Below are 1,457 nucleotides of genomic sequence, written 5' to 3'. Positions count from 1 at the left end.
CAATGCCGTTGTTTTAGTTGCGGGCGTACGCTGCTGCGTAGTGCTTCCCGGGGGGTGGTGCGGGTGTCTGCGGATGTCGGCGAGTTATCGGGGCTGGGGCTGCTGACCTGGGTGTATCGGCCCGGGTTGGTGGATCGTGTGGTGGCCGCTTGCGGTCGTGGCGAGCAGCGCAGACGCCTGCTGCCAGCTCGATTGGTGGTGTATTTCGTGCTCGCCCTTGCCCTGTTCTCGCCAGCTCCGTATCTGGAGGTGATGCGGCATCTGGTCGAGGGCCTGCGGGGCCAGGGGCTGCTGGGAGAGTGGCGCATCCCTGCGAAGTCGTCGCTGTTCCGGGCTCGCCAGCGTCTGGGATCGGAGCCGCTGCGGGTACTGTTTGCCACGACCGCGAAGCCGATGGGCACCGAGGCCACTCCGGGGTGCTTCTGGCGGGGGCTGCGGCTGCTGGCGGTGGACTCCACCTGCTGGGACGTGGCCGACAGCGTGGCTAATGAGGCTGCCTTCGGCCGTCCGGGAAACAGCCGCGGCCACGACAAGTCCTCCTTTCCTCAGGTGCGGATGGCCTGTCTGATCGAGGCGGGCACCCATCTCGTGCTGGATGCGGAGTTGGCCGGCTGCCGCACCGGTGAAGTCACCCTGGTCGGCCGCCTGCCACGCTCCTGCGGGCGCGGTGAACTGGTCCTGGCGGACCGGGAGTTCCTCGGCGTGCCCCTGTGGCGGGCCTTCACCGACAGTGGTGCCGATCTGTTGTGGCGGGTGCCCGCCAACCGGATTCTGCCCGTGGAGCGGCAGTTGCGGGACGGATCCTGGCTCTCGCGCATCCACGCCCGCACCGACCGCGCGCACCGTGATCCGGTCACGGTGCGGGTGGTGGCCTACCAGCTGCACGGCACCGGCCGCGCAGGCCAGGACTACCGGCTGGTGACCACGCTGCTCGATGCCCGTCGCTATCCCGCCCGCCAGCTGGCCGCGCTCTATCAGGAACGCTGGGAGGCGGAGGCTGTCTTCGCCGAGCTCAAGACCCATCAACGCGGAGCACGCGTCGTGCTCACCAGCAAGACACCCGACGGCGTCCTGCAGCAGATCTGGGCCCACCTGCTGGTCCATCACGCGCTGCGTGAGCTGATGGTGAGAACCGCGGCCACCCGGGGCCTGGATCCCGACCGGGTCTCCTTCACTGAAACCCTGCGCTCCGCCCGGCGCAGCGTGACCGTCACGCCGGGCAGCTTTTCCCCCTGAGCTGCTGGTCAGAGTCCTTATCGTGCTCCAGCACGACCTGCTCGAACGCCTGCTGCCACGCAGACGCCCGCGCAGTCAGCCTCGCGTCGTCAAACGCAAGATGTCCAACTACCGACTCAAGCGAGCCGGACACCGCGCCTGGCCCCAACCCACCCGCACCGGCACCCAAGCTATCCGCATCCAGCGCCCTCAACCCGCAGAACCGTAAAGCAACAGCATTG

The 1,457-nt window shown here is 68.3% G+C and carries 1 protein-coding gene; it reads left to right on the top strand.

From position 1 onward, the window contains the following. Positions 1–63 precede the first annotated feature (63 nt). Positions 64–1,236 (top strand): IS4 family transposase, encoded by a 1,173-nt coding sequence (locus ADL12_RS21765; RefSeq protein WP_244188000.1) that lies wholly within the window; start codon positions 64–66, stop codon positions 1,234–1,236. Positions 1,237–1,457: the final 221 nt, after the last annotated feature.

The sequence above is a fragment of the Streptomyces regalis genome (genome assembly GCF_001509475.1).
Taxonomy (GTDB): Bacteria; Actinomycetota; Actinomycetes; order Streptomycetales; family Streptomycetaceae; genus Streptomyces; species Streptomyces regalis.
The sequence above is the reverse complement of the archived record's forward strand: the minus strand, read 5'-3'. Positions and strand labels throughout refer to the sequence as shown.